This is a genomic window from Mariniluteicoccus endophyticus (assembly GCF_054780035.1).
Window position 1 is genome coordinate 96,488 of sequence record NZ_BAAGXC010000038.1, and the last position, 25,442, is coordinate 121,929.

Below are 25,442 nucleotides of genomic sequence, written 5' to 3' on the forward strand. Positions count from 1 at the left end.
AGGCCGCGGCCCGGCAGGGCGGTGACACACCGGCGGGTCGGTGCAGGTCGATGACAGCGTGTGGCGTGCGCCACTAGGGTGCGTACCAGAGACAACGGTGCCGCCACAACGATGCACGGAGATCCCGCGATGCTGTTCGACCACCCGGAATTCGCGTCCCACGAGGACGTCCACTTCTGCACCGACGAGGCCACCGGCCTGCGTGCCATCATCGCCGTCCATGACCGCACGCTCGGCCCGGCTGCCGGCGGCTGCCGCATGCGTGCGTACGCGAGCGACGACGACGCCCTGAACGACGTGCTGCGCCTGTCGAAGGCGATGACCTACAAGAACGCGCTGGCGGGGCTGCCGCTCGGCGGCGGCAAGTCGGTCGTCATCGCCGACCCGCACACCGACAAGAACCCCGACCTGCTGCGCGCGTTCGCGCGACACGTGCAGCGCCTCGGCGGGTCCTACTGGACCGCCGAGGACATCGGTGTCGGACCCGCCGACGTCGACGTGCTGGCCTCGGAGTGCGACTACATCTTCGGTGTCTCCCGCGGCGCGGGCGACCCCTCGGCCTACACGGCGGGCGGTTGCTTCGAGGGGCTGAAGGCCTGTGTCGAGCACGTGTTCGGCAGCGATGACCTCACCGGTCGTCACGTCGCCGTCCAAGGCGTCGGCAACGTCGGCTACGAGCTCGCGCGCATGGTCCACGAGGCCGGCGGCCGCTTGACCGTCGCCGACGTCAGCACCGATGCCGTCCAGCGCTGCGTGGACGAGTTCTGCGCGCAGACCGCTGACGTCGCCAAGATCACCGCGACCGAGTGCGACGTCCTCGCCCCATGCGCGATCGGCGCGACCGTCGACGAGCGCTCCATTGCGGCCATGCGTACGCCCATCGTGTGCGGCGTGGCGAACAACCAGCTGGCCACCCCCGCCGACGGCCAGCGCCTCCTGGCCGCTGGCATCCTGTACGCGCCCGACTATGTCGTGAACGCCGGCGGGATGATGCACGCCTCGGGCGACATCTTCGGCGAGTACGACGCCGACGCGGTGGCCGGCCGGATCCGCGGCATCCGGGGGACGATGACCGAGATCGCCCGCCGCAGCGCTGACGAGGGCCGGCCCACCAACGAGATCGCCGACGCGATGGCCGAGGCGAGGATCTCCGGGCAGTGAGCTGCGGCCGGGAAGAAGGGACTCTTGCCGGCCGGGAACAATCGGGGCCGTCCGGGACTCTGGTGAAGACTGGAGACCCATCTCCACAGGAGATTCCGATGGACATCTGTTCTGTCGTCGTGTCCGCGCTGGCGTTGCTGGTCCTGCTGGCCAGTCGGGGTGGAACGCGCTTTGGCGGTCCCGGCGCTGCGTGACAGAATGTGCTCGTCGCAAGGCATCGATGGGGCCATCACCCCGGAGCTGCCGGAAGAACGGCTTCGCGTACGCGGAGCTCATTAGACCCGGCCGCGGCAGTGAATCAAGTGGGCGTCCCTGCTGACCCATGGACGCCAACGAGGGTGGTACCGCGGGCACCGGCTCGTCCCTCTTCAGCCTGGCCAGAACCGTTTGACCACCGAAGAGGATCGTATGACCACCGATTCCGCACCGACCTACAACGCCGTGCCGCCGCAGGTGAACCTGCCGGAGATGGAGCACGCGATCCTCGAGCTGTGGGCCGAGCGCCGCATCTTCGACAAGTCGCTGGAGCAGACCGCCGACGGCGAGCCGTGGACGTTCTACGAGGGTCCGCCGACGGCGAACGGCATGCCGGGCACCCACCACATCGAGGCGCGCGTGTTCAAGGATGTGTTCCCGCGCTTCCAGACGATGCGTGGACGCCACGTCGCCCGCAAGGCCGGCTGGGACTGCCACGGCCTGCCCGTCGAGCTCGCCGTCGAGAAGGAGCTCGGCATCAACGGCAAGCCCGAGATCGAGAAGTACGGCATCGAGGCGTTCAACACGCGCTGCCGCGAGTCGGTCATGCGCCACGTCGACGCGTTCTCAGAGCTGACCACGCGCATGGCCTACTGGGTGAACATGGACGAGGCCTATTGGACGATGGACTCCTCCTACGTCCAGTCGGAGTGGTGGGCGCTGAAGGAGATCTTCGACAAGGGCTGGCTCACCGAGGACCAGCGCGTCGCCCCCTACTGTCCGCGCTGCGGCACCACGCTGTCCGACCACGAGCTCGCGCAGGGCTACGAGGATGTCACCGACACGACCGCGTACGTCCGCTTCCCGCTCACCTCCGGCCCGTACGCGGAGAAGGCCGACCTCGTCATCTGGACCACGACGCCGTGGACGCTGCTGTCGAACGCCCTCGTCGCCGTCGGCCCAGACATCACCTACGTCACCGCGACCGACGGCGAGTCGACCGTCGTGGTCGCCGAGGAGAACCTGTCGGTGCTCGGCGAGGGCTGGGAGGTCCAGGACCGGTTCCCGGGCTCGTCGATGGTCGACTGGGAATACCGGCGTCCGTTCGACGCCGTCGAGCAGCCGGGCCGCGCCTGGTTCGTCGTCACCGAGGACTACGTCGCGATCGGCGAGGGCACCGGCCTGGTCCACCAAGCGATGGCGTTCGGCGAGGACGACTACCAGTCGTGCCGCCGCAACGGCGTGGAGTTCGTCAACCCGATCGGCCCCGACGGCAGGTTCAAGGCCGAGGTCGGTCTGGTCGGCGGCATGTTCTTCAAGGACGCCGACGCCGTCGCGCTCGACGACCTGCGTACGCGTGGCCTGCTGTTCCGCGCGGTGAAGCACGAGCACTCCTACCCGCACTGCTGGCGCTGTCACACGCCGCTCATGTACTACGCGCAGCCGTCTTGGTACATCCGTACCACCCAGTTCAAGGACGCCCTGCTCCGTGAGAACGAGAACACCAACTGGTTCCCCGAGACGATCAAGTGGGGCCGCTACGGCGACTGGCTGAAGAACAACGTCGACTGGGCGCTCTCGCGCACCCGCTACTGGGGCACGCCGCTGCCGATCTGGCGCAACGATGCCGACCCGTCGAAGCTCGTGTGCATCGGCTCGCTCGCCGAGCTGGGGGAGTACGCCGGCCGCGACCTGTCCGACCTGGATCCCCACCGCCCCTACATCGACGACGTGACGTTCACCATCGATGGCGAGGAGGGCACCTACCGCCGCGTGCCCGAGGTCATCGACGCCTGGTTCGACTCGGGCTCGATGCCGTTCGCGCAGTGGGGCTACCCGTGGGCCGAGGGCTCCAAGGAGGTCTTCGAGCGCAGCTTCCCGGCCGACTTCATCTGCGAGGCCACCGACCAGACCCGCGGCTGGTTCTACTCGCAGATGGCGGTGAACACGGCCGTCTTCGACCAGTCCGACTACCGAAACGTGCTGTGCCTGGGCCACATCCTCGCCGAGGACGGCCGCAAGATGTCTAAGCATCTCGGCAACATCCTCGAGCCGATCCCGTTGATGGACCAGCACGGCGCCGACGCGGTGCGCTGGTTCATGGCCGCATCGGGCTCGCCGTGGATGGCGCGTCGCGTCGGCCACAACACGATCCAGGAGACGGTACGCAAGGTCCTGCTGACCTACTGGAACACGGTCGCCTTCCACGCCCTGTACGCGCGCACCAACGGTTGGTCGCCCGCGTCGGCGCCGGCCGCCCCGGCCGTGGCCGACCGGCCGGTGCTCGACCGCTGGCTGGTGTCGATGACGAACGTGCTGGTACGCGACGTGACCGCCGCCCTCGAGGTGTTCGACACCCAGCACGCCGGCTCGCGCATCCAGGAGTTCATCGACGACCTGTCGAACTGGTACGTCCGCCGCTCGCGCCGCCGCTTCTGGGACGGCGACCAGTCGGCGCTGTGGACCCTGCACGAGACCCTGCACGTCCTGACCCGCCTCATGGCACCCATGACGCCGTTCATCACCGAGCGCGTCTGGCAGGACCTGTTCGCCGCGTCCGACCCGCAGGGCCCCGAGTCCGTCCACCTCACCACGTGGCCCGTCGCCGACGAGTCGCTGATCGATGAGGAGCTCGACGCGGCCGTCGAGCTGACCGAGCGCCTGGTCGAGCTCGGGCGTTCCGCCCGCTCGGAGGCCAAGGTCAAGATCCGCCAGCCACTGAGCCGTGCGCTGATCCCCACGGCGGCGTACACGCGCCTGACCGACGAGCTCCGCGCCGAGATCGCCGCCGAGCTCAACCTCGTGACGGTGGAGTCGTTCGCCGGTGCCGGCGACCTGGTCGACTACTCGGCGAAGGGCAACTTCCGCAACCTCGGCAAGCGATTCGGCAAGCAGACGCCGGTCGTCGCGAACGCGATCGCCGCGGCCGACGCCGCGGCTCTGGCGGAGTCCCTGCGTACGCAGGGGAAGGCGACCGTCGAGTGTCCCGAGGTCGACCCGGCTGGTCTCGAGGTCGGTCCCGACGACGTGGTCGTCTCGGAGCGTCCCCGCGAGGGTTGGTCGGTCATCAACGACCAGGGTGAGACGATCGCGCTCGATCTCGAGCTGACCCCGGCGTTGGTGCAGGCCGGGCAGGCCCGCGAGGTCATCCGTCTGGTGCAGGAGACCCGCAAGAACAGCGGTTTCGAGGTCTCCGACCGCATCTCGCTGGAGTGGGCCGCCGACGGTGACATGGCCGACGCCATCGAGCAGCATGCCGACCTCATCGCCGACGAGGTGCTCGCCACGTCGATGTCGCGCGGCGAGGTCGGGGACGGCTGGACCCGCGACGACGACCTCGGCGTGGCGATCCGGGTGGCCGTCCGGGGCTGACCCCGCTGACGTGCCCCGGGCCCCGCCCGGGGCACGTCGCCGTTCCGGGGTGAACGCCGCTCCCGGTGACGCACGGTGCTCCCTGCATGTGGGGAGCCGTGTGCGTCCGCGGCTGAGACGTGGAGCTCGCGACGCTCAGGCGTACGGGTCCCAGCGCTCGACGGCCTCCTTGGCGGTCCTGAGGTCGGCTCCCGTGATCTCGCGGTACCGCTTGATCGCCTGGATCTTCTTGCCGGACTCGATCTCCCGGGTGATCTCGCCACGATCGGCCACGGTCAGGGCGCGGGGCTCGGCAGCGATGGCCGGCCGACGGGTCCGGGGTGCGACGAACGACGGGTAGATCCAGAACAGCCACACGAGGGCCACAGGGACGAGCCACATCTGGCGTGAGCCGCCCGCGATGGCGAGGACCGGGAAGAACATCCACCAGGAACCCCACCAGTCGCTGCGCTGCTCGACCTCGTGCGTCTCCGGCGCGGGTGCCGGGTCGGGCGAGGCCTCGACCGGCACCAGCTCGCCGCCGGGCCGCCGCCCGGGCAGGTCGAGGAACAGGTCGTCGAGGTCGCCACGTCGGCGCGCGGCCAGGGCCTTTCCGACGCGCTCGTCGAACTCGTCGTGCTCGAGTCGTCCGGCGGTCAGGTGGCCCTGCAGCAGGGAGAGGGCGTCGTCGCGCTCCTCGTCGCCGATCCTCAGCTCGCGTGGGTCCATGCATCCCATTCTGCGGCCAGAGGCGGTTCGCCCGCCATCGGCGTCCCACGCCGGGTTCAGCCGCGCGCCTTCATCCGCCGCTCCCACGCGCTGACGACCATGGTGGCGTCCTTCAGGCCCGCGCCGGTGGCCTCGCGGAACAGCTTGATCGCCCGTACGCGGTGTCCCGCGCGTACCTCCCGGTCGATCGCTGCGCGCTGCTTGCCGGTCAGGGTGGCCTCGCTTGGCCGCGGTCCCGCTGTGGTCGAGGGGGTCGTCGCCCGACGGGCGAGCACGAAGGCCAGCGTGCCGACGACCAGGACGAACAGCAGCAGCGGCATCCACGGGAAGTGGAGGTGCTCGGCGATGACCTCCGGTGGCAGGTGGCCGTGGCGCCCACCGCGTCCTCCCCGCTGGATGATGACGTCGGGATCCATCGCCTCGTGGACCAGCGCCATGCCGCTGACGACCGAGCCGACGGCCAGGGCCCCGATCGCGTAGGGGAACCATGGATGGTGCGCGGGCTTCGCGACCGCGGGCAGCGGGGCCGCCTGCTGCGGCACCGTCGCGCCGGGGCGGCGGCCGGGCAGGTCGAGGAAGAGCTCGTCGAGCTGGGAGCGGTGGGTCGCGCGCAGCGCACCCTCCATGCGCAGAGCGAACTCCTCGTGGTCGAGGCGTCCGGCGGTCAGGTGCTCCTGGAGGAGGCGGGCGGCGTCGTCGCGCTCGACGTCCCCGATGCGCAGGTCGTGGTCCATACGTCCGAGTCTCCGTCCGGGACGGGACCGAACCGAAGCGTTCCGCGTGGACTCACAGCGACCTCATATCTTCTGTGAACCCGCCTGCCGCCACCGGGGAGCCCGGTGGGACGATGTGGCGATGAGAACCACTGAGCTCTTCCCCCAGCACGTCGTGCCCGTCGTCGTGCTCGAGGACGTCGCGCAGGCCGACGATCTCGCCCAGGCGCTGATCGGCGGCGGGCTCCCCGTCGCCGAGGTGACGTTCCGGGTGCCCGGGGCCGAGAAGGTCATCGCGACGATGGCGCAGCACGACATGCTCGTCGGCGCCGGGACGGTCGTCACCACAGCCCAGGTCGACCGGGCCGTCGAGGCCGGGGCGCGGTTCATCGTGTCGCCCGGCCTCAGCCCCGACGTCGTCCGCGCGGCCCAGGCCGCCGGGCTGCCGGTGTTCCCCGGTGTACTCACCCCCACCGAGATCATCCAGGCGCTTGACCTGGGGCTGACCGAGCTCAAGTTCTTCCCCGCCGGGGACTTCGGCGGGCCGAAGACCATCAAGTCGTACGCCTCACCGTTCGGCGACGTCACCTTCATGCCGACCGGCGGGGTGTCGACGTCGAACCTGGGCGACTACCTGTCGCTGCCCAACGTCAACGTGGTCGGCGGCACGTGGATGGTCTCGCCCACCCTGCTGCGCGACGGTGACTTCGAGACCGTCCGCCGGCTCAGCTCCGAGGCCGTCGCCGCGGCCACTGAGTTGACCCGCTGACCCCGCCGACCCAGGAGGACCCGTGCCCCTATCCATCCGCCCCGCCGCCGACTGCCGCTGGGATGCTGCCTCGCTCGGCGAGGTCATGCTGCGGCTCGACCCCGGCGACCTGCGCATCCGGACCGCCCGCCAGTTCGCTGCTTGGGAGGGCGGCGGCGAGTACAACGTCGTGCGCGGCCTCGCCCGCGTGTTCGGCCTGCGCTCCACCGTGCTGACCGCGCTCGTCGACGACGAGGTCGGCCACCTGGTGGAGATGCTCGTCCAGGCCGGCGGTGTCGACGCGTCCCACATCCGCTGGGTGCCGTCCGACGGGGTCGGACGCACCGTCCGCAATGGGCTGAACTTCACCGAGCGCGGCTTCGGCGTACGCGCCGCGAAGGGGGCCTCCGACCGCGGCCACACCGCGATCTCGCAGGTCCGGCCCGACGACCTCGACCTCGACCGGGTCTTCGGCGAGGAGGGCGTGCGCTGGCTCCACACCGGAGGCATCTTCGCAGCTCTGTCCGACCAGGCCGCCGAGACGGCGATCGCGGTGCTGGAGGCCGCGAAGGAGGCCGGGACCGTCATCTCCTACGACCTGAACTTCCGGCCGTCGCTGTGGAAGGCCATCGGGGGTCAGGCCCGTGCCCAGGAGGTCAACCGCGAGCTCGCCCGCCATGTCGACGTCATGATCGGCAACGAGGAGGACTTCACCGCCGCGCTGGGTTTCGAGATCGAGGGGGTCGACGAGAACCTCACCAACCTCGAGGTCGACCACTTCGCGACCATGATCGACCAGGTCGCCGAGGAATATCCGGGCTTTCAGGTCATCGCCACGACGATGCGCGGCGTCCACACCGCCTCCGACAACGACTGGCGCGCCATCGCATGGTCGCCCGAGACCGGTGTCGTCGAGTCGGTCGACCGGCCCCACCTCGAGATCCTCGACCGCGTGGGCGGCGGCGACTCGTTCGCCTCGGGACTGGTCTACGGCCTGCTGGAGGGCGAGCCGCTGCAGACGTGCGTCGAATACGGCGCGGCCCACGGGGCGTACGCGATGACCACGCCGGGTGACACGTCGATGGCGACGAAGGCGGACGTGCTCAAGCTGGCCGCCGGCGGGGGAGCGCGGGTCGACCGATGATCATGGTCGGTCCATGATCATCGGGCCAGGAAGTCCCACACCAACCGGTTGAACTCCTCAGGTGCATCGACGTTGACCTGCGGGCCCGCGCCGGCCACCAGCTCGAGGCGGGCGCCCGGGATGCCCTCGGCCAGCGCCTTCGCCGCGGGGATATTGGCCCGGTCGTCGGCCCCCACGACGACCAGCGTCTTCGCCGTCACGTCGCCGAGCCGTGACCGGTAGTCGACGCGAGCCGCCTCGTCGAGGGCCTGCAGGAACCGCTTCTTCTCGACGCCCATCGCCGCCAGGCGCCGGGCTGGCATGAGCCGGAAGACCATCTTCTGGGCGCGCATCACCGACCTCGGCGGGTTCACCTGGCCGGCGGCGAGCACGAGGTGGGAGACCGTCTCGGGCGCGCGGACGGCCGCATCGAGGGCCACGACCGCGCCCAGCGAGATGCCGACCAGCGACATCTCGTCGGCGCCGTGCTCGTTGAGCAGGCCCAGCACGTCGTCGGCCGCCCCCTCGACGCTGAACCGTTCGTCACGCGCGGGACGCGTGCCCCTCAGCCAGGGTGCGAGGACCCGGAACCCAGACGGCATCGCCGTCACCAGGTCCTGCCAGGTCTGAGGGGTCTGGCCGATTCCGTGCAGGAGGACGAGCAGGCGCATGGCCGCAATCTACCCGGGGCTCAGAGGTTGCCCGCGGCCTCCTCGTAGGCCACACCGAGCTGCGCACAGGCCTGCGACAACACCCCCATCACCGTCAAAGTATCGTCCAGCGACATCACCGGCGACTCGGTCAGCCCCTGCCGCAAGCACTCGCCCACGTGGAGGATCTCCTCGGCGTACCCGGCGCCGACGGGCTCCAGGTCGACGGTCCGGGCCTCGCCGTCGCGCGGCTGCACTACCATTCGCGTGGGGTGGTGGAAGCGGGGCAGCACCTCCGCCCAGCCGTCGGTGCCGACGACCACTGCGCGGCCGGGGGAGGGCGCGACGAAGCCGCCCGACACGACCGCCGAGCGGCCGCCCGCGAACCCGAGGACCGCGGAGAACTCCGAGTCGACCCCGTTGGGGTAGAGATCGCCGACCGCATGGACCGACGTGACCTCACCCAGGAAGTCCTGCGCGAACGAGACCGGGTAGACGCCCAGGTCGAGGAGCGCGCCCCCGCCCAGCGCCGGGTCGAACAGGCGGTCGGCGGGGTCGAACGAGCGGAACGCGCCCAGGTCGGCCTCGACGCGGCGTACGTCGCCCAGCTCGCCGGCCTCGACGAGGCGGCGCAGCTCGACCACAACTGGCTGGAAGCGCGTCCACATGGCCTCCATGCAGAACGTCCCCGTCTCGCGCGCGGCGGCGATGACCTGACGCGCACCGGCGAGCGTGGCGGTGAACGCCTTCTCGACCAGTACGCCGCGTCCCGCCTGCACCGCCGCCAGCGCCAACTCGTGGTGCTGCGGGTGGGGCGTGGCGATGTAGATGACATCGACGTCGTCGCGGGTGATCAGGTCGGCGTACGTGAGGCCGGTGCCGCCGCCGTGCCGGTCGGCGAAGTCCTGGGCGCGTCCGGCGTCGCGCGAGCCCACGGTGACCAGCTCGGCACCCTCGGCGACGGCGAGGTCGGCGGCGAACGTCTCGGCGATGCGGCCGGTCCCTGCGATACCCCAGCGAATGGTGTCCATCCCCCCACGATAGGGGCGTGGATGGTGGACGCGGCAGGCGCATGGACGCGCGCGCACTAAGATTCCCCCGGGAAACCGACCAGAGGAGAATCGTGACCCGCGTAGTGCAGAAGTTCGGTGGCTCGTCCGTTGCTGACGCCGAGAGCATCAAGCGCGTCGCCAAGCGTGTGGCGCTGGCCAAGCAGGACGGCCACGAGGTCGTCGTCGTCATCTCGGCCATGGGCGACACCACCGACGAACTGATGGACCTCGCCCTCCAGGTCTCCCCGATCCCCAAGCCCCGCGAGCTCGACATGCTGCTCACCACCGGCGAGCGCCAGTCGGCAGCCCTGCTGGCCATGGCCCTGTCCGACCTGGGCGTTGAGGCCCGCTCCTACACCGGTTCGCAGGCCGGCGTCATCACCACCGGCAAGCACGGCGACGCCCGCATCATCGACATCACGCCCGGCCGCATCGAGGGCGCGCTCGGTGAGGGCGACGTCGTCATCGTCGCCGGGTTCCAGGGCGTCTCCCAGGACACCAAGGACGTCACGACCCTGGGCCGTGGCGCGTCCGACACGACGGCCGTCGCGCTCGCCGCTGCGCTGGGCGCCGACCACTGCGAGATCTACACCGACGTGGACGGCGTCTACACCGCCGACCCGCGCATCGCCCCCGCCGCGAAGCAGAGCCCCGAGATCTCCTACGAGGAGATGCTCGAGATGGCCGCCTGCGGCGCGAAGATCCTCCACCTGCGCTGCGTCGAGTACGCGCGTCGCGAGAACGTGCCAGTCCAGGTGCGCTCCTCGTTCTCCGACCGTCCCGGCACCTGGGTCAAGGACCTCGCCGACATCACCATGACCGACAAGGAAGGCAATCCCATGGAGCAGGCCCTCATCTCCGGCGTCGCCCACGACCGCAACGAGGCCAAGATCACGATCGTCGGCGTCCCCGACCGGGTCGGCGAGGCCGCGAAGCTTTTCGATGTGATCGCCGACAAGGAGATCAACATCGACATGATCGTCCAGAACGTGTCGCGCATCTCCGACCAGAAGACCGACATCTCCTTCACTCTCCCCAAGTCGGAGGGCCGCGTCGCCATGCAGGCCCTCGACGCCGTCAAGGAGTCCGTCGGCTTCGACGACCTGCTCTACGACGACCAGATCGCCAAGGTGTCCGTCGTCGGTGTCGGCATGAAGACCCACCCGGGCGTCACCGCGAAGTTCTTCCACGCGCTCGCCGAGGCCGAGGTCAACCTCGACATGATCTCCACCTCCGAGATCCGCATCTCGGTGGTCATCGACGCCGGCTCGGTCGACCGCGCGGTGCGCGCCGCCCACACGGCCTTCGGGCTCGACGGCGACGACGAGGCCGTCGTCTACGCGGGAACCGGCCGCTGATCGTGCCCGTGCTGGCCGCCGACGCGCGGCTCTGGCTCCTCCTGGTGGGCGCGCTCGTGGTCATGGGCGTGCTCGCCTGGATCATGTACGCCGTCGTCCGCCGCGCCTGGTGGCCGCCCGGCTCGCTCGATCTCCCCGACGACGCGCCCCGACGGGAACCCGGCGAGAAGTAGCCTCGATCGACCTCATCTGGAGGAACCCATGCGTGCAAGCACCTACGGCCTGTTGAACGGCGGCATCGCCCTGCTCGGCCTCGTCGCCCTCATCGTCGTCGCGATCGTCGTGCTCATGAAGTTCCCGTCGGACCGTGAGCTGTCCGGTGCGCGGACGATGACCGTCGCCGGCTTCGGCCTCGAGATCCTGACCCGCATCATCTCGATGGTCTACCCGATGGCTCTCGGGACCGTGCCCGTGGCCACCCGGTTCGCGATGATGACGGTGTTCTCCTTCGTCCTCCAGGCGCTGAGCGTGGTCGCGTTCGCGCTGGTCGGGCTCGGCGTCATCCGTGCGGCCCTCGCCCGCCGCGGCTCCGGCGACCGACCCGCGGCGCCCACGGCTCCGCAGTGGCAGCAGGGCGGTCCCGCCCATGGTGCACCGGGACCCCACGGCCATCCGGGGCAGCCCGGCGGGTACGAGCAGGGCGCGTACGGCCAGGGCGGCCCGCGGTACTGAACGACGAGACCTGCCGAACGACGAGAGCCCGGCCCCGCGACGTGCGGGGCCGGGCTCTTCGCACACGGCTCAGAGCCCGGAGGTGAACTCCGGCTCGGTCTTCTCGCGGACGGTCTCCTCGGTGACGTCGGGGGCCAGCTCGACCAGCACGAGCCCGCCCTCGGTGACGTCGAAGACGCACAGGTCGGTGATGATGCGCTGGACGACACCTTTGCCGGTCAGCGGCAGCGAGCACTCGTCGACGACCTTGTGGGAGCCGTCCTTGGCGACGTGCTCCATCAGGACGATGACCAACTTGGCGCCGTGGACGAGGTCCATCGCGCCACCCATGCCCTTGACCATCTTCCCGGGGATCATCCAGTTGGCGATGTCACCGCCCTTCGACACCTGCATCGCCCCCAAGATGGCGGCGTCGATCTTGCCGCCGCGGATCATGCCGAACGAGGTCGCTGAGTCGAACACCGACGCGCCCTTGCGCAGCGTGACGGTCTCCTTGCCGGCGTTGATGAGGTCGGGGTCCTCCTCTCCCTCGTAGGGGTAGGCGCCGAAGCCCAGCAGGCCGTTCTCGGACTGCAGGACGAGCTCGACGTCGTCGTCGACGTAGTTCGGGACGAGCGTCGGCAGGCCGATGCCGAGGTTGACGTACGAGCCGTCGGACAGCTCGGAGGCGGCGCGGGCCGCCATCTGCTCACGGGTCCAGGGCATCGTCAGGCCTCCTTGGTCTCGGTACGCGGGCGGGTGGTGACCTTCTCGATCCGCTTCTCGGCGGCCTGTTCGGGGGTCAGGGCGACGACGCGGTGGACGAACACGCCCGGCAGGTGGATCTGGTCGGGATCGAGCTCGCCGGGCTCGACGAGCTCCTCGACCTCGGCGATGGTCACGCGGCCCGCCATCGCGCACGGCGGGTTGAAGTTCTGGGCGGACGAGCGGAAGACCAGGTTGCCGTGGCGGTCTCCCTTCCAGGCGCGGACGAGGCCGAAGTCGGTGACGATGGCCTCCTCGAGCACGAACTCCTTCGGGCCCTCGGCGGTCTCGAAGGTGCGTACCTCCTTGGCCGGCGACGCGACGGCGACGTTGCCCTCGGCGTCGTAGCGCCACGGCAGGCCACCCTCGGCGATCTGCGTGCCGACACCGGTCGCGGTGTAGAAGGCGGGGATGCCCATGCCGCCGGCGCGCAGGCGCTCGGCCAGCGTGCCCTGCGGGGTGAGCTCGACCTCGAGCTCGCCCGACAGGTACTGGCGTGCGAACTCCTTGTTCTCGCCGACGTAGCTGCCGACGACGCGGCGGATGCGCTTGTCGCCGAGCAGGATGCCGAGGCCCCAGTCGTCGACGCCACAGTTGTTCGAGAACACCTCGAGGTCGTCGGCGCCCTGGTCGTGCAGGGCCTGGATGAGGACGCTCGGGATGCCGCACAGGCCGAAGCCGCCGACGCTGAGGCGAGCTCCGTCGGGGATGTCGGCGACCGCTTCGGCTGCCGAGGGGACCACCTTGTCCATGTCACTCCTTCGTAGATCGTCAGGGCGACTGTAAACCAGCCGGGCCACTCCCGAGGAGGATCTTGTCGTCGAACCTGTCCCGGGCGGCCTCGACCTCCTCGGCGTACGCCTCCGCCCAGCTCGTCAGGGCGTGGATCGGCCCGAGGAGGGTGTGGCCGAGGGCGGTGAGCTCGTACTCCACACGCGGGGGCATCTCGTCGAACTCGTGGCGCGTGAGGATTCCGTCGCGTTCGAGGCTGCGCAGCGTCTCGGTGAGAACCTTGGGGCTGATCCCCTCGACGGTGCTCCGCAGCTCGCCGAAGCGCAGCCGGTCGTCGCCGAGGGCGAGAACGATGAGGGCGGTCCACTTGGTGGCGATGCGCGCGAGCGACCCGCGTGAGGGGCAGGTCTGGCGCAGGACGTCGTACGCGCGGTGCATGGTTTCCCTTCGTAACGTTGAGGTGACCATGGGTGATGATGTCACGCTCGGGGTGCCCGCGCGACCGGCGCGGCACGACGAGAAGGAGCTGCCATGACCACCGCCACCCCCACACAGATCGCCGACACCTACTTCGCCGCTCTCGCCGCAGGAGACCTCGCCACGGTCAGCGGGCTCCTCGCCGACGAGGTCGCGTGGCACCAGCCCGGGGACAACCGGTTCTCGGGCGCGCACATCGGAGGACCCGCCGTCGGCGCGCTGATCAGCGGCATGATGGAGGTCACCGGCGGCACGTTCGTCGTCGAGAAGACCGGCCCGGCCATGGGCAACGGGGCGAAGGTCGCCGTGCCCGTACGGTTCAGCGCTTCCCGCGAGGGGCTGACGATGGACATGGCGGGCGTGGACCTGCTGACCATCGAGGACGGCCGGATCGCGGTCGTCGAGCTGTTCTCCGCCGACGGCGAAGCGGAGGACAGGTTCTGGGGCCACGCCTGATCCGGCCCGGTGGGGTGGGGCGGGACGGCGCCGCGTACGCGGATCTAGGCTGAATGCATGAGCGGAGACTCCTCCCCGTCCCAGCAGGTCGCCTCGCCCCCGTCCACCGTCGCGCCGGCACCGGACGCCCTCGCGTCGTACGCCGAAGACCAATTGGCCGTCCGCCCGTCCCGCGAACCGTGGTTCATCGCGGCCCTGTCACCTCTTGGTGGTGCGTGGATCGCCCTCGGGTTCGTGTTCTACGTGACCAGCCAGACGGGCGCTTCGGCGATGCCGTACGGGATGGCGAAGGTGGTCGGGGGAGTGGTGTTCTCCGTCGGCCTGCTGCTCGTGGTCATCACCGGCGCGGAGTTGTTCACCTCGACGACGATGACGGTCGTGGCGAAGGCCGCGGGTCGGGTGTCGTGGACGAGGTTCTTCGAGCACTGGGCGATCGTCTGGCTGGGGAACTTCGTCGGAGCGCTCGTCGTGGTCGCGTTGAGTTTCTTCGGCGACCTCCAGCACAACGCGTCCGGCGCCTGGGGGAAGGTCGTCGTCGACGCGGCCGCCACGAAGCTTCATCACACGTGGTTCAACGCGTTCGTGCTCGGCATCTTCGCCAATCTGGCGGTCTGTCTCGGTGTCTGGTTGGCGTGGGCGGGAAAGACCGTCGTCGACAAGGCCCTCGCGGTCGTCGGCCCGGTGGCCCTGTTCGTGTCGACGGGCATGGAGCACTCGGTGGCGAACATGTTCCTGCTGCCGTACGCGGTGATCCTGAGGGATTTCTCGGCGCTCGGGCTCGACATGGCCAAGTACGCCGACCTCACGTGGCCGAACGTGTTCCTCCACAACCTGCTGCCGGTGACGTTGGGCAACATCATCGGCGGCGGGTTCATGTGCGGGCTCTACCAGTGGTGGATCTGGCACCGCGGCGCGAAGTCCTGACCCACTGCGGGAACGAGCAAGGGCTCCGGTCGATCGACCGGAGCCCTTGGATTCTGTCGGGGTGACAGGATTTGAACCTGCGACCTCATCGTCCCGAACGATGCGCGCTACCAAGCTGCGCCACACCCCGAGCGCCCCTGAGGGCACCAGAGAATAGTAGCGCCCCGGCTGCCCGCGTACCAACTCGAATCAGCGTGCGTCGCGCGCCGTGAGCGTCAGGAGCGTGGCCTCGGGAGGACAGGCAAAGCGGTAGGGGGCGAAGGGCGACATGCCCAGCCCGCCAGACACGTGCAGGGCCGCCGTGCGCCCGCCTGCGGTGTGGGTCGACAGGCCCTTCACCCGTGCTGTGTCGAGGTCGCAATTCGTCACCAGCGCGCCGTGGCCGGGCACGCAGACCTGACCCCCGTGCGTGTGGCCGGCCATGACGACGTCACAGCCGTCCGACGTCATCGCGTCGAGCAGGCGGAGGTAGGGGGCATGGGTCACCCCGACCGAGACGTCCACGCCGGGGGAGGGGGGACCGGCGACCTCCGCGTACCGATCGCGCCCCAGGTGGCCGTCGTCGGTGCCACGGAACTCGAAGACCAGGTCGTCAAGGGCGAGGGTCGCGCGCCGATGAGTCAGGTCCTGCCAGCCGTGTGCCGTGAACGCCTCACCGAGCTCGCGCCACGGGAGCTCCGCCGGCGGGTGGTCACGGTCGGCGCCGGGCTTGCTTGGGCCGGCGAAGTAGGTGAGCGGGTTGCGGAAGCCCGGCCCGTGGTAGTCGTTGGACCCCCAAACGAAGACGCCGGGGACGTCGAGGAGCCCGTCGTACGTGTCGAGGACGGCCGACAACGCCGCAGGCGTTGCCATGTTGTCACCCGTGTTCACGACCAGATCGGGGTGCAGCGAGGCCAGCCCGCGCACGAACTCGCGCTTGGTGCGCTGGCCCGGGAGCAGGTGGAGGTCGGAGATGTGGAGCACGCGAACGGCCGCCGCCCCGGCCGGGAGGACCGGGGCGGTGAACCGGCGAAGGGTGAAGCGGCGAGCCTCGACCGCGACGCCGTAGCCGAAGCATGCGGCGCCGAAGCCGGCCGTCGCGGCCAGGACGCGACCGATCACGTCACGGCTTCCTTGACGCCTGGCCCGACGGCTGGGCCGGCTGAGCGGGAGCCGGCTGAGCGGGGGCCGGCGGCGCTGTGGCCGGCGGTGCCGGCGCCGGTGCGGGAGCCGGAGCCGACGGTGCGGGAGCCGGAGCGGACGGTGCGGGGGCCTTCGACGGCTCGCTCTTGGGCTCGGCCTTGGGCGCGGGACCCGACGAGATCAGGAACGTGATGGTCGAGCCCTTGGGGGCGGTGCCACCCGACGGCGTGGTGCCGATCCACGTGCCCGGACGAGCCGAGTTCGACACGCGCGAGGTGATGACCGAGAAGCCGGCGTCCTGCAGAGTCGCCTTGGCCTGCTCCATCGTCATGCCCTTGATCGACGGGATCGCGACGGGCTTGCCCTCGGTCACCTCGCGGCCGATCTCCTCGAACCTCGTCTTCGGCTTGCCCTGCAGGGCGGCCGCCATCGCAGGCTTGTAGATGTCCTGGCCGGCGTCGCCGCCGCCAGAGCCCTCGAGGGAGTACCTCGACGACGGGAGCGTGACGCCCTTCAGCGTCGGCTTCGCGCCCGTGCCGCGCTTGTTGAACCAGTCCTTCGACTTCCAGTAAGGGTGGGTCTTGTCGATGGCGATCATCGCCGTGCCGGCGACCTGCGGGGTGTAGCCGGCGAACCAGATCGCCTGGTTGGAGTCGGTCGTGCCCGTCTTGCCGGCCTGCGGGTAGCCGCCGGGGATCGTGGCGCGGGCGCCCGTGCCCGACATGACTCGGCTGAGCAGCGAGTTCATGCCATCGGCGACCTTCGCATCCATCACTTGACGGCAGTTGGCCGACGGGGTCGGCACGTCACGCCCGTCCTTCGCGGTGACCTTCTTGATGATGATGGGGTCGCAGTGCTTGCCGCGCGCGGCGAACGTGGCGTACGCCTCCGTCACCGACAGCGGTGTGACCTCGGCCGAGCCCAGCGTGAACGCGGGGATCGAGTTGAACTCCTCGACGATGTCGCCGCGCGAACCGAGCTTCACGCCCAGGTCCTTGGCCATCTTGGTGGTCTCGCAGCCGCCGACGTCGGCGATGAGCTGGACGAAATAGGTGTTCACCGAGTAGGCGGCGGCGCGGTACATGTCCATGACGCCGTTGGTGCCGGTCGAGTTCTTCACGGTCCAGTCGCCGTACTGCTTGAACTTGCCCTGACAGTTCTTGAACGTGCGACCGGTGAAGTTCATCGATGCCGCGGCGTCATAGGTCTTCGACAGCGGGATGCCCTGCGCGAGCGCGGCGGCGGCGGTGAACGCCTTGAACGTCGAACCGGCCTGGTAGCCCTCGGCGCCACCCATGTCGTCGTCGGACATCGAGCCGCCGACGGCGTAGTTGTAGTAGGTCTCGCCCGCGGCGAGGTTGTTGCCCATCTTCGGGCGGTTCTGGGCCATGCCGAGGATCAGGCCGGTGCCCGGCTGGATCATCGTCATCGTGGAGATGACCGGGTCCTCCGGGTTCAGCACGCGGTTGATGGCGTTCTCGGCGGCGTCCTGCGTACGCGGGTCGATCTCGGTCTCGATGGTGAGGCCGCCGCGCTTCAGCGTGTTTTCACGCTCGGCCGGAGTGGCGCCCAGGGCGGGCATCTTCCTCAGCGAGCGGGACACGTAGTCGCACAGGAACGGGTAGCGCGTGCCGACGCAGCCGTTGACCGTCGGGCGGATCCTGCTGCGGTCGAACGGGGTCGCTGCGGCCTTCTTCGCGTCGTCCTCGCTGATGATCTGGAGCTGGGCCATGCGGCCGAGGACGACCTTTCTGCGCTCGAGCGCGATGCGCTCGTAGTTGACCGGGTCGGTCTGGGCCGGGTTCTGGACGAGGCCGGCCAGCAGCGCGGCCTGGTCGAGCGAGAGGTCCTTCGCCGACGTCGAGAAGTACTTCTGCGCCGCGGCCTCCACGCCGTACGAGCCGTAGCCGTAGTAGGCGATGTTGAGGTAGCGCTCCAGGATCTCGTCCTTGGAGAACTTCTTCTCCAGGGCGATCGCGTAGCGGAGCTCCTCGATCTTTCGCGTCACCGAGCGCGCCTGGGCCGCCTGCTTCTGGCCGTCGTCGCCGGCGATGTGGGCCGTCTCGACGCGGACCATCTTCACGTACTGCTGCGTCAGCGACGAGCCGCCCTGGGTGCCACTCGAGCTGGAGGAGTTGCGGACGAGCGCGCGGAGCGTCGCCTTCGTGTCGAGAGCACCATGCTCATAGAAGCGATGGTCCTCGATGGCGACCTGGGCCTGACGCATGATCGGCGCTATGTCGTTGAGGCCGACGTAGACGCGGTTCTCGTCCCAGAAGCGGGCGAGCTCCTCGCCGTTGGCCATCTTCACCACCGACCGCTCCGACTGGCGCGGGATCTCGAGATCGGCAGGGAGGTTCTCGAGGCTGCTCGCCACTGACTTGGTGGCGGCCCCCGCCATCCCCGCGAAGGGGATGAAGAGGCCCGCGACGAGAACACCTGCGAAGACGCTCACGACCACGAACATGAGGAGGCGGTACAGAAGGGTACCCGCGCGCGCAGAAGACTTGGCCATGGTAGGCAGCCTACGTGACATGACTTCAGGGCCCCAATGACCGAGGTCTCGAGTCCTTCACAGGAGGTTCATACCGCGGTCTTACCCCCGAACAGGGGAACGCGGGTAACGATTGCCGCACCCCCGGCCCACACCAGTGGCCCAACTGGCATTTTCCACTCAGGAATCTCTAACCTGTGCGAAAAGGGTCTCACCTGACAACCGGTAATGAGATGGTCATTGCTCGCAGGTTCGACCCAGGGGGATCGAGGGGGACTGCGATGACAGTACTTCAGCAGGATGACTGGACGCTCCAGGCCAAGTGCCAGGGCACCGAGGACGCCCTGTTCGTGGAGGGCGCCCAGCAGAAGAAGGCCCGTGCCATGTGCGGTGACTGCGTCGTGCGAACGCAGTGCCTCGCCGAAGCCCTCGACAACCGCATCGAGTGGGGCGTGTGGGGAGGCATGACCGAGCGTGAGCGCCGTCATCTCCTGCGCGTGCGCACAGACGTCGAGTCGTGGAAGTCACTCCTGATGGGCGAGCCGCAGCCCCACCGCGCGCAGTGACGCGAGGTCACTGACGTCTCCGTCCAGGGCGGGGACCTCGGCGACGGCCATCCCGGACCGCGACGCGGTGAAACCGGTGATCTGACGACGTTCCTGCTCGACCTGGCGCACCTGCCAGGCATGCGTCTCCAGCGCGACCCGGGCCGCACGCACCCCCACCTCGTCGCACTGGGGAAGGCCCGCCAGACGGGTCTCCGCGGTCTCGGCGTCCAGCGCCGCCGGGCTGTGGTGGACGCGGTTGATCACGACACCGGCGAGCGGCAGCGACTCCTCAGCGAGCCGGTCGACGAAGAACCCCGCCTCGCGCAGGGGCGACACCTGCGGTGCCGCCACGACGACGAACCGCGTGTGGGGCGACGACAGCGTGGCGAGCGTGGCCTCCGCGCGTGTCCGGAAACCGCCGAACAGGGTGTCGAACGCCGACACGAACGCCTGGACGTCGGTCAGTACCTGGGCGCCGAGGATCTTCCCCATCGCCCCCATGACCACGTTCACGCCCACGCTCATCAGCTTCATGGGCCCCCTGGCGGGGGCGAGCAGCATCCTCAGCATGCGTCCGTCGAGCAACGTGGCCAGGTGTTCCGGGGCATCAAGGAAATCGAGCGCGCTGCGGGAGGGCGGTGTGTCGACGATGATCAGGTCCCACCGGCCGTCACGCCGCGCCTGGGCGTGGAGCTGTCCCAATTTCTCCATCGCCATGTATTCCTGGGTGCCCGAGAATGACGTCGAAAGGGCCTCGTAGAAAGGATTGTCGAGAATCTGCTGGGCGACCGCCGGGGACGCGTGCCCGGTGACGACGTCGTCGAAGGTCCGCTTCATGTCGAGCATCACTGCGTCGAGCCGACCGGTGCCCTCGATGCCTTCCACCGGCCGTGGCGTGTTGTCGAGCTGGGTCAGGCCGAGGCTCTGGGCGAGCCGCCGCGCAGGATCGATCGTGAGCACCACGACCTTGCGTCCGCGCTCGGCCGCGCGCAGGGCGAGCGCGGCCGAGGTCGTCGTCTTGCCGACACCACCCGCGCCGCAGCACAGCACGATCTCGACGTCGCGGTCGTCGACGAGCGTGTCGACGTCGAACACGTGGGTCATCGGTCGGCTCCTTCGATGAGGTCCTCGTCGAGCCAGGCGGCGAGCTGGGCGAGGCCGTCGCGGTCGACCCCCTCGGGCAGCCGGGGGAGGTCGACCAGCGGCAGCCCGGCGGTGGCGAGCGTCTCGTTCTGGGCCTGCTCCTCGAGCTTGGCCGTCGCGGCGACGGTCAGGAGTCGGGAGAGGTCGGCCTCGAGGGTCGGGTCGTCCAGCCCGGTGACCGTGAGGTGTCCCGCAGCGGCCGGGAGGAGCTCGTCGTCGGCCAGCGCGCCCTCCCCGGTGAGGGGAGGGGAGGTCATCGTGCAGATGATCGAGCCGAGGGGGATGCGCGTTTCCGCCAGCTCGTGCACGGCCTCCAGCGTCTCGGTGACCGGCATGTCCTCCAGCAGCGTCGTCAGGTGGATGACCGTCGTGGGGGACGTGAACAGCTCCATGACCGACCGGGCCTGGGCGTGGATCGGGCCGACCTTCGCGAGATCGGTCACGGACCGGTGCACGTTGAGGAACTGCGCGATGCGACCGGTCGGCGGGGCATCCAGGATCACCACGTCGTACGCCTCGGCGCGGCCCATCAGCCCCCGCCGGACGGCCTCGTACACCTTGCCCGTCACCAGCACGTCGCTGAGACCCGGCGCGATGGAGGTCGCGAACTCGACGACGCCGAACTTCTCCAGCGCGCGCCCGGCGATGCCGAGCTTGAAGTGCTTGTTCAGGTATTCCCACAGCGCCGACCGAGCGTCGACCGAGAGCCCGCGTACCTCACCGCCCCGCATCGTGCGCAGGAGCGTGACCTCCGCGCCGGCGGGCATGGTCACGCCGAACAGGTCGCCGATGGCGGTGCGCCCCTCCACCTCGCAGACCAGTGCGCGCCGGCCACGAAGGGCGTGCGCGTACGCCAGGGCGCAGGCGACCGTCGTCTTGCCGGTGCCACCCTTGCCGGTGACGATCTGGAGCTCGTGGGACATGCGCTCCAGCCTAGAGGGGACCCCGAAACGCTCGCGGACGGACGAGGTTGGAAGATGGGTCGTGCGTCCACGAGCCGCGTACCCAGGACTACGCCGTCCCACAAGGAGCAGAGATGAAGTCCGACCTGCAGATCGCCTCCGAGGCAACCCTGCGCCCCATCGCCGACGTCGCCGCCGACCTCGGCCTCGATGAAGACCTGCTGGAGCCGTACGGGCGCCACGTCATGAAGGTCGACGGTGCCGCCGCCCAGCAGCGGCTGGCCGGTCGTCCGCGCGGCAAGTACGTCGTGGTCACCGCCATCACCCCCACCCCGCTCGGTGAGGGCAAGACCGCGACCACCGTGGGACTGGGGCAGGCCTTCGGCCGCCTCGGGCGCAAGGGCCTCATCGCGATCCGGCAGCCATCCATGGGGCCGACATTCGGCATCAAGGGCGGGGCGGCGGGCGGCGGCTACTCGCAGGTCGTGCCGATGGAGGTCATGAACCTCCACCTGACCGGCGACTTCCACGCCGTCACGGCTGCCCACAACCTGCTGGCTGCGATGATCGACAACCACCTGTTCCACGGCAACGAGTTGGGGCTCGAGCCGTCGTCCATCACGTGGAGGCGCGTGCTCGACGTCAACGACCGCGCGCTGCGCAACGTCGTCCTCGGGCTCGGCGCCCGTCTCGACGGCGTGCCGCGCCAGTCGGGCTTCGACATCACCGCCGCGTCGGAGGTCATGGCGCTCCTCGCCCTGACGCGGGACCTCGGCGACATGCGGGAGCGCCTCGGCCGGATCGTCGTCGGTTGCACGCGTGAGGGTGCGCCGGTCACCGCCGAGCAGCTGGGCGCCGCGGGTGCGATGGCCGTCATCATGAAGGAGGCCATCAAGCCGAACCTCATGCAGACGTTGGAGGGTACGCCGGCGCTCGTGCATGCCGGGCCGTTCGGCAACATCGCGACCGGCAACTCGTCGGTCATCGCCGATCTGGTGGGCCTGCGCTGCGCCGACTTCGTGGTCACCGAGGCCGGGTTCGGCGCCGACATGGGCGCGGAACGGTTCTTCAACATCAAATGCCGGGTCTCGGGCGAGGCGCCGGACGCGGCGGTGGTCGTGGCCACGGTCCGCGGGCTCAAGTTCGCGTCGGGCGGTTTCAGGATCGCCACGGGCAAGCCGCTGCCGCCGGAGCTGCTCGCCGAGGACCCTGGTGCGGTCGAGGCGGGTGCGGCCAACCTGGTCAAGCAGATCGAGAACGTACGCCTGCATGGCGTCTCACCGGTGGTCGCCATCAACCGGTTCCCCGACGACCACGACTCCGAGGTCGAGGCCATCCGTCGCATCGCGGAGGCCGCGGGGGCGCGCGCGGCGGTCTACGAAGGGGTGGCCAACGGCGGCGAGGGGGGCGTCGAGCTGGCTCGTGCGGTGATCGACGCGTGCGAGGAGGAGACCTCGTTCGCGCCGCTGTACGAGGTCGAGCGGCCGCTGACCGAGAAGATCGAGGCGATCGCCACGAAGGTGTATGGGGCCGACGGCGTCGACTACGCGCCGGCGGCGAGCAAGCAGCTGGCGGCGTACGAGAAGAACGGGTTCGGCGACCTGCCGATCTGCATGGCGAAGACCCACCTGTCCATCTCGTCCGACCCCACGCTGAAGGGCGCTCCGACCGGTTGGCGCCTGCCGGTGCGCGAGGTCAGGGCGTCGGTCGGGGCCGGTTTCATCTATCCGATCTGCGGGGACATGCGGACCATGCCGGGACTGTCCAGCTCGCCCGCGGCCCACCGCATCGACCTCGACGACGAGGGCAACATCGTGGGGCTGAGCTGACGCCGGGACGAGGCTGCGGGACATTCGTCCCACAGGGGGTTATCCTACGCTGTGTCGTAGCGTATCGTCGGCGGTTTCGCGGCTGCGGACTTCAGGGCTGACATCCAGAAGGGCGAACGCGCGGTCTGGATCCAGGAGAAGGACGACCACCTCGCCGCGCGCACCGTCACCGAGATCGAGTAGTTGAGCGCGTACCGGGCGCCTGGCCGGGGAGTGAGGGCCCCGACGTCGTGTCGGAGCCCTGAACTAGGCTGCCGACCATGACGAAGTGGGAATACGCGACCGTGCCCGTGCTGGTCCATGCGACGAAGCAGATCCTCGACAACTGGGGTGCCGACGGCTGGGAGCTGGTGCAGATGGTGCCCGGCCCAAACAACCCCGAGAACCTCGTGGCCTACATGAAGCGGCCGCTGCCCGAAGGAGGCGACAAGTGAAGCCCTCCGAGAAGCTCGCAGAGCTCGGCATCGAGCTCCCCGCGGTGGCCAAGCCCGTCGCGGCGTACATCCCTGCAACGCGCGTCGGCAACCAGGTGTGGACGTCGGGCCAGGTGCCGTTCGTCAACGGTGAGCTCCAGGTCACCGGCAAGGTCGGCGCCGAGGTCTCGCCCGAGGAGGGCGCCCAGCAGGCCCGCACCTGCGCGCTGAACGCGCTCGCGGCCGTCGCAGCCGAGGCCGGGGGCATCGACAACATCACGCGCATTGTGAAGATGGTCGTCTTCGTGGCCTCCGACCCGTCGTTCACAGGCCAGCCGACCGTTGGCAACGGCGCTTCCGAGCTGGTGGCCGAGGTCTTCGGCGATGCGGGACAGCACGTCCGCAGCGCCGTCGGCGTCGCGACGCTGCCGATGAACTGCGCCGTCGAGATCGAAATGGTCGCGGAAGTGGCCTGAGCCGTGGAATTCGCGGGCACCCACTCGTGGGAGATCTTCGACCACGTCCCCAACGAGGTGATGGGAAGGATGCCCGCGCGGGTGGCCGAGCAGATGAGGGCGGGCGCGGAGGCCGGGGGAGACCCGGCCCCTGCCCGACCCTCGGCCACCGTCGTCCCGCTGCGCGAGGTCGACGGGCGCCTTCAGGTGTGGATGATGCGGCGGCGCGCCACCATGAAGTTCGGTGGGGTGTGGGCCTTCCCCGGCGGCAAGCTCGAGCCCGCCGACGAGGCGTACGCCGACCCGCTGCGTGCCTGCGCGGTACGGGAGCTGGCGGAGGAGTGCGGCTGCACCGCCGACCCCGGCTCGCTCCTGCTCTGGGCGCGCTGGTTGACGCCGGAGCCGTTGGCCTACCGCTTCGACACGTGGTTCTACCAGTGGTTCGTGCCGGAGGGCACCCATCTGGTCGCCGGTGATGAGGAGGCCATCGAGGGACGCTGGCTCGACGTGGACGACCCGGGCGTCGACACCGACGACTCGATCCTGATCCCCGCGACGCGCTCGGTGCTGAGCGAGCTGGCGCTGCTCGGCGTCCTGGGGCGTGTCACCCAGGCCGCCCGCGGGCGTACCGTCGAGGCCGTCACCCCGAGATACGTGCGTGACGGCGACCGCTGGAGGTCCAGCTATCCGCTACGGTCGGGCGAATGGCAGTGATCCACCACCTCCTCGCGCCCAACCCGGGCCCCATGACGATGGAGGGAACCAACACGCTTATCGTCGCGCCGCACGTCAGCCGCGCGATAGTGATCGATCCCGGGCCGCCCGACGAGGAGCACCTCACCGACATCGAGACCGCCTGCGAGAACCGCGTCCACGAGGTCTGGTACACCCACCACCACCCCGACCACACCGCGGCCGGGCCCGAGCTCGCGCGCCGGCACGGCGCGACCATCCGCGCGTTCGACCCAGCCCTGTGCACCGGCGAGCCGTTCACCGACGGTGAGGTCGTCGCGTTCGGGCCGGTCACGATCACGGTGCTCCATCTCCCTGGACACACCGCCGACTCCGTCGGCTTCCTCGTCGAGAGCACCCAGGCCGAGCTCATCACCGGCGACACCGTTCTGGGCCGTGGCACCTCGGTCATCGCCGCCCCGGACGGCGACCTCGAGGCCTACCTCGACACGCTGATGCGCCTCCAACGCATCGTCGACGAGAGGTCCGTGCGCCGGATCGTGCCCGGTCACGGCCCGATGGTCAACGACCCGGCCGGGGTGCTGCGCGACTACATGACCCACCGGCGGGAGCGCCTCGACCAGGTGCGGCGCGCGGTCGCGGACGGCGCCGAGACCGCCGCTGACGTGGTCGACCGCGTCTACGGTTTACTCGCGCCCGAGCTGCGCCACGCCGCGGAGCAGTCTGCCCAGGCCCAGCTCGACTTCCTGCGGGGTTGA

26 protein-coding genes and 1 tRNA gene are annotated in these 25,442 nt (G+C 69.8%); 15 read left to right on the forward strand and 12 right to left on the reverse strand.

From position 1 onward, the window contains the following. Nucleotides 1–129: 129 nt before the first annotated feature. The gene (locus ACYVGD_RS16045; protein ID WP_460744785.1) at nucleotides 130–1,161 is read left to right on the forward strand and encodes a Leu/Phe/Val dehydrogenase; all 1,032 of its coding nucleotides are present in this window, start codon (nucleotides 130–132) and stop codon (nucleotides 1,159–1,161) included. Nucleotides 1,162–1,569: 408 nt separating this feature from the next. Continuing rightward, nucleotides 1,570–4,728 carry an isoleucine--tRNA ligase gene (ileS, locus tag ACYVGD_RS16050; protein WP_460744786.1) on the forward strand — a complete coding sequence of 1,053 codons (3,159 nt, stop codon included), beginning with the start codon at nucleotides 1,570–1,572 and terminating at the stop codon, nucleotides 4,726–4,728. Between the two features lie 135 nt (nucleotides 4,729–4,863). Here the strand turns inward: ileS and ACYVGD_RS16055 are convergent, their stop codons facing one another. Both ACYVGD_RS16055 and ACYVGD_RS16060 read right to left on the reverse strand, forming a co-directional pair. After that, complete coding sequence (locus tag ACYVGD_RS16055) at nucleotides 4,864–5,436, reverse strand: DUF1707 domain-containing protein (protein WP_460744787.1); 573 nt, start codon at nucleotides 5,434–5,436, stop codon at nucleotides 4,864–4,866. Nucleotides 5,437–5,492: 56 nt separating this feature from the next. Then, nucleotides 5,493–6,170 carry a DUF1707 SHOCT-like domain-containing protein gene (locus tag ACYVGD_RS16060; protein WP_460744788.1) on the reverse strand — a complete coding sequence of 226 codons (678 nt, stop codon included), beginning with the start codon at nucleotides 6,168–6,170 and terminating at the stop codon, nucleotides 5,493–5,495. A gap of 121 nt (nucleotides 6,171–6,291) precedes the next feature. Here ACYVGD_RS16060 and ACYVGD_RS16065 point away from each other — a divergent pair, with 121 nt between their 5' ends. Together ACYVGD_RS16065 and ACYVGD_RS16070 are read left to right on the forward strand one after the other, a co-directional pair. Then, complete coding sequence (locus ACYVGD_RS16065; protein WP_460744789.1) at nucleotides 6,292–6,918, forward strand: bifunctional 4-hydroxy-2-oxoglutarate aldolase/2-dehydro-3-deoxy-phosphogluconate aldolase; 627 nt, start codon at nucleotides 6,292–6,294, stop codon at nucleotides 6,916–6,918. Between the two features lie 22 nt (nucleotides 6,919–6,940). Beyond that, nucleotides 6,941–8,041: a sugar kinase gene (locus ACYVGD_RS16070; protein WP_460744790.1), complete on the forward strand. Its 1,101-nt coding sequence runs from the start codon at nucleotides 6,941–6,943 to the stop codon at nucleotides 8,039–8,041. A 17-nt stretch (nucleotides 8,042–8,058) separates the two neighbouring features. Here the strand turns inward: ACYVGD_RS16070 and ACYVGD_RS16075 are convergent, their stop codons facing one another. Continuing rightward, a complete protein-coding gene (locus tag ACYVGD_RS16075) occupies nucleotides 8,059–8,691 on the reverse strand; it encodes an alpha/beta fold hydrolase (protein WP_460744791.1) in 633 nt (210 codons plus the stop codon). 20 nt (nucleotides 8,692–8,711) lie between these two features. Then, a complete protein-coding gene (locus tag ACYVGD_RS16080) occupies nucleotides 8,712–9,701 on the reverse strand; it encodes a Gfo/Idh/MocA family protein (RefSeq protein ID WP_460744792.1) in 990 nt (329 codons plus the stop codon). Between the two features lie 92 nt (nucleotides 9,702–9,793). Between ACYVGD_RS16080 and ACYVGD_RS16085 the strand changes: the two genes are divergently transcribed. From ACYVGD_RS16085 to ACYVGD_RS16095, 3 genes are read left to right on the forward strand one after another with little or no spacing between them, the layout of a single operon-like run. After that, nucleotides 9,794–11,080, forward strand: coding sequence for an aspartate kinase (locus tag ACYVGD_RS16085; RefSeq protein WP_460744793.1), 1,287 nt, complete (start codon nucleotides 9,794–9,796; stop codon nucleotides 11,078–11,080). A gap of 8 nt (nucleotides 11,081–11,088) precedes the next feature. Then, nucleotides 11,089–11,253, forward strand: coding sequence for a hypothetical protein (locus ACYVGD_RS16090; RefSeq protein ID WP_460744794.1), 165 nt, complete (start codon nucleotides 11,089–11,091; stop codon nucleotides 11,251–11,253). 28 nt (nucleotides 11,254–11,281) lie between these two features. After that, nucleotides 11,282–11,752: a hypothetical protein gene (locus ACYVGD_RS16095; RefSeq protein WP_460744795.1), complete on the forward strand. Its 471-nt coding sequence runs from the start codon at nucleotides 11,282–11,284 to the stop codon at nucleotides 11,750–11,752. A 69-nt stretch (nucleotides 11,753–11,821) separates the two neighbouring features. On the opposite strand, the gene ACYVGD_RS16100 is transcribed toward ACYVGD_RS16095, so the two are convergent. The 3 genes from ACYVGD_RS16100 to ACYVGD_RS16110 are packed head-to-tail and all read right to left on the reverse strand — an operon-like array spanning nucleotide 11,822 to nucleotide 13,696. Continuing rightward, nucleotides 11,822–12,457 (reverse strand): CoA transferase subunit B, encoded by a 636-nt coding sequence (locus tag ACYVGD_RS16100; RefSeq protein ID WP_460744796.1) that lies wholly within the window; start codon nucleotides 12,455–12,457, stop codon nucleotides 11,822–11,824. A 2-nt stretch (nucleotides 12,458–12,459) separates the two neighbouring features. Next, nucleotides 12,460–13,248 carry a CoA transferase subunit A gene (locus tag ACYVGD_RS16105; protein WP_460744797.1) on the reverse strand — a complete coding sequence of 263 codons (789 nt, stop codon included), beginning with the start codon at nucleotides 13,246–13,248 and terminating at the stop codon, nucleotides 12,460–12,462. Nucleotides 13,249–13,267: 19 nt separating this feature from the next. Further along, complete coding sequence (locus ACYVGD_RS16110) at nucleotides 13,268–13,696, reverse strand: winged helix-turn-helix transcriptional regulator (RefSeq protein WP_460744798.1); 429 nt, start codon at nucleotides 13,694–13,696, stop codon at nucleotides 13,268–13,270. A 63-nt stretch (nucleotides 13,697–13,759) separates the two neighbouring features. Here ACYVGD_RS16110 and ACYVGD_RS16115 point away from each other — a divergent pair, with 63 nt between their 5' ends. Continuing rightward, nucleotides 13,760–14,161 (forward strand): nuclear transport factor 2 family protein, encoded by a 402-nt coding sequence (locus ACYVGD_RS16115; protein ID WP_460744799.1) that lies wholly within the window; start codon nucleotides 13,760–13,762, stop codon nucleotides 14,159–14,161. Nucleotides 14,162–14,218: 57 nt separating this feature from the next. After that, on the forward strand, nucleotides 14,219–15,085 hold the full coding sequence (locus tag ACYVGD_RS16120) for a formate/nitrite family transporter (protein ID WP_460744800.1): 867 nt from the start codon (nucleotides 14,219–14,221) through the stop codon (nucleotides 15,083–15,085). Nucleotides 15,086–15,141: 56 nt separating this feature from the next. On the opposite strand, the gene ACYVGD_RS16125 is transcribed toward ACYVGD_RS16120, so the two are convergent. From ACYVGD_RS16125 to ACYVGD_RS16135, 3 genes are all read right to left on the reverse strand, one after another. Then, a tRNA-Pro gene (locus ACYVGD_RS16125) sits at nucleotides 15,142–15,215 on the reverse strand. Between the two features lie 59 nt (nucleotides 15,216–15,274). Beyond that, on the reverse strand, nucleotides 15,275–16,186 hold the full coding sequence (locus ACYVGD_RS16130; RefSeq protein WP_460744801.1) for a metallophosphoesterase: 912 nt from the start codon (nucleotides 16,184–16,186) through the stop codon (nucleotides 15,275–15,277). Nucleotide 16,187: 1 nt separating this feature from the next. Next, a complete protein-coding gene (locus ACYVGD_RS16135) occupies nucleotides 16,188–18,722 on the reverse strand; it encodes a transglycosylase domain-containing protein (RefSeq protein WP_460744802.1) in 2,535 nt (844 codons plus the stop codon). Nucleotides 18,723–18,982: 260 nt separating this feature from the next. On the opposite strand from ACYVGD_RS16135, the gene ACYVGD_RS16140 reads away from it, so the two are divergent. Then, nucleotides 18,983–19,267: a WhiB family transcriptional regulator gene (locus ACYVGD_RS16140; protein WP_460744803.1), complete on the forward strand. Its 285-nt coding sequence runs from the start codon at nucleotides 18,983–18,985 to the stop codon at nucleotides 19,265–19,267. Here the strand turns inward: ACYVGD_RS16140 and ACYVGD_RS16145 are convergent. Both ACYVGD_RS16145 and ACYVGD_RS16150 read right to left on the reverse strand, forming a co-directional pair. After that, complete coding sequence (locus ACYVGD_RS16145; RefSeq protein WP_460744804.1) at nucleotides 19,226–20,353, reverse strand: ArsA family ATPase; 1,128 nt, start codon at nucleotides 20,351–20,353, stop codon at nucleotides 19,226–19,228. The genes ACYVGD_RS16140 and ACYVGD_RS16145 overlap by 42 nt on opposite strands. Continuing rightward, nucleotides 20,350–21,315, reverse strand: a complete 966-nt coding sequence (locus tag ACYVGD_RS16150; protein WP_460744805.1) for an ArsA-related P-loop ATPase — start codon at nucleotides 21,313–21,315, stop codon at nucleotides 20,350–20,352. Before ACYVGD_RS16150 ends, ACYVGD_RS16145 begins: the two co-directional genes overlap by 4 nt. Nucleotides 21,316–21,428: 113 nt before the next feature. On the opposite strand from ACYVGD_RS16150, the gene ACYVGD_RS16155 reads away from it, so the two are divergent. The 5 genes from ACYVGD_RS16155 (at nucleotide 21,429) to ACYVGD_RS16175 (ending at nucleotide 25,442) form a co-directional block, all read left to right on the forward strand. Continuing rightward, nucleotides 21,429–23,123, forward strand: a complete 1,695-nt coding sequence (locus ACYVGD_RS16155; RefSeq protein ID WP_460744806.1) for a formate--tetrahydrofolate ligase — start codon at nucleotides 21,429–21,431, stop codon at nucleotides 23,121–23,123. Between the two features lie 260 nt (nucleotides 23,124–23,383). Next, complete coding sequence (locus ACYVGD_RS16160) at nucleotides 23,384–23,557, forward strand: DUF4177 domain-containing protein (RefSeq protein ID WP_460744808.1); 174 nt, start codon at nucleotides 23,384–23,386, stop codon at nucleotides 23,555–23,557. Then, entirely contained in the window at nucleotides 23,554–24,012 is a 459-nt protein-coding gene (locus tag ACYVGD_RS16165; protein ID WP_460744809.1) for a RidA family protein, read from the forward strand. The genes ACYVGD_RS16160 and ACYVGD_RS16165 overlap by 4 nt, the downstream gene beginning before the upstream one ends. A gap of 3 nt (nucleotides 24,013–24,015) precedes the next feature. After that, nucleotides 24,016–24,705, forward strand: a complete 690-nt coding sequence (locus ACYVGD_RS16170; protein WP_460744810.1) for an NUDIX hydrolase — start codon at nucleotides 24,016–24,018, stop codon at nucleotides 24,703–24,705. Beyond that, nucleotides 24,696–25,442 carry an MBL fold metallo-hydrolase gene (locus ACYVGD_RS16175; RefSeq protein WP_460744811.1) on the forward strand — a complete coding sequence of 249 codons (747 nt, stop codon included), beginning with the start codon at nucleotides 24,696–24,698 and terminating at the stop codon, nucleotides 25,440–25,442. Before ACYVGD_RS16170 ends, ACYVGD_RS16175 begins: the two co-directional genes overlap by 10 nt.

Excerpts from the sequence above, each read along its gene's own strand:
- ACYVGD_RS16045 (WP_460744785.1), top strand. The coding sequence starts at position 130 with ATGCTGTTCGACCACCCGGAATTCGCGTCCCACGAGGACGTCCACTTC.
- ileS (WP_460744786.1), top strand. The coding sequence starts at position 1,570 with ATGACCACCGATTCCGCACCGACCTACAACGCCGTGCCGCCGCAGGTG.
- ACYVGD_RS16055 (WP_460744787.1), bottom strand. The coding sequence starts at position 5,436 with ATGGACCCACGCGAGCTGAGGATCGGCGACGAGGAGCGCGACGACGCC.
- ACYVGD_RS16060 (WP_460744788.1), bottom strand. The coding sequence starts at position 6,170 with ATGGACCACGACCTGCGCATCGGGGACGTCGAGCGCGACGACGCCGCC.
- ACYVGD_RS16065 (WP_460744789.1), top strand. The coding sequence starts at position 6,292 with ATGAGAACCACTGAGCTCTTCCCCCAGCACGTCGTGCCCGTCGTCGTG.
- ACYVGD_RS16075 (WP_460744791.1), bottom strand. The coding sequence starts at position 8,691 with ATGCGCCTGCTCGTCCTCCTGCACGGAATCGGCCAGACCCCTCAGACC.
- ACYVGD_RS16080 (WP_460744792.1), bottom strand. The coding sequence starts at position 9,701 with ATGGACACCATTCGCTGGGGTATCGCAGGGACCGGCCGCATCGCCGAG.
- ACYVGD_RS16095 (WP_460744795.1), top strand. The coding sequence starts at position 11,282 with ATGCGTGCAAGCACCTACGGCCTGTTGAACGGCGGCATCGCCCTGCTC.
- ACYVGD_RS16100 (WP_460744796.1), bottom strand. The coding sequence starts at position 12,457 with ATGCCCTGGACCCGTGAGCAGATGGCGGCCCGCGCCGCCTCCGAGCTG.
- ACYVGD_RS16105 (WP_460744797.1), bottom strand. The coding sequence starts at position 13,248 with ATGGACAAGGTGGTCCCCTCGGCAGCCGAAGCGGTCGCCGACATCCCC.
- ACYVGD_RS16110 (WP_460744798.1), bottom strand. The coding sequence starts at position 13,696 with ATGGTCACCTCAACGTTACGAAGGGAAACCATGCACCGCGCGTACGAC.
- ACYVGD_RS16115 (WP_460744799.1), top strand. The coding sequence starts at position 13,760 with ATGACCACCGCCACCCCCACACAGATCGCCGACACCTACTTCGCCGCT.
- ACYVGD_RS16120 (WP_460744800.1), top strand. The coding sequence starts at position 14,219 with ATGAGCGGAGACTCCTCCCCGTCCCAGCAGGTCGCCTCGCCCCCGTCC.
- ACYVGD_RS16135 (WP_460744802.1), bottom strand. The coding sequence starts at position 18,722 with ATGGCCAAGTCTTCTGCGCGCGCGGGTACCCTTCTGTACCGCCTCCTC.
- ACYVGD_RS16140 (WP_460744803.1), top strand. The coding sequence starts at position 18,983 with ATGACAGTACTTCAGCAGGATGACTGGACGCTCCAGGCCAAGTGCCAG.
- ACYVGD_RS16145 (WP_460744804.1), bottom strand. The coding sequence starts at position 20,353 with ATGACCCACGTGTTCGACGTCGACACGCTCGTCGACGACCGCGACGTC.
- ACYVGD_RS16150 (WP_460744805.1), bottom strand. The coding sequence starts at position 21,315 with ATGTCCCACGAGCTCCAGATCGTCACCGGCAAGGGTGGCACCGGCAAG.
- ACYVGD_RS16155 (WP_460744806.1), top strand. The coding sequence starts at position 21,429 with ATGAAGTCCGACCTGCAGATCGCCTCCGAGGCAACCCTGCGCCCCATC.
- ACYVGD_RS16160 (WP_460744808.1), top strand. The coding sequence starts at position 23,384 with ATGACGAAGTGGGAATACGCGACCGTGCCCGTGCTGGTCCATGCGACG.
- ACYVGD_RS16175 (WP_460744811.1), top strand. The coding sequence starts at position 24,696 with ATGGCAGTGATCCACCACCTCCTCGCGCCCAACCCGGGCCCCATGACG.